Below are 245 nucleotides of genomic sequence, written 5' to 3'. Positions count from 1 at the left end.
TATGCTTGCATACCCTCACCTCTTAGAATGTATACGTTGCGGCCAAGATAACCTCACGACCAACAGCATCAAGCTGCGACCAAGTTTTTCGATAATAGCGGTCTGTTAGGTTATTTAGACTCATATCAAGCGTGATGTTGCCCAGCGCCTTCGGTGCCCATGAGCCATAAACATCTAATGTGGTGTAATCGTCATACACTAGCTGAGTCGTGTTGGCCGAATAGCGGGTTTTGTCTTGGTCTTGG

Annotated in this window: 1 protein-coding gene; it reads right to left on the bottom strand. The window is 46.9% G+C overall.

Features of this window, described 5'->3' with window-relative positions; translation table 11 throughout:
• Positions 1 to 22 precede the first annotated feature (22 nt).
• Positions 23 to 245: TonB-dependent receptor (locus A3751_RS17410; protein WP_156492577.1), on the bottom strand; the 223-nt coding region annotated here is incomplete at its 5' end.

The organism is Oleiphilus sp. HI0080 (genome assembly GCF_001635135.1).
The sequence above is the reverse complement of the archived record's forward strand: the minus strand, read 5'-3'. Positions and strand labels throughout refer to the sequence as shown.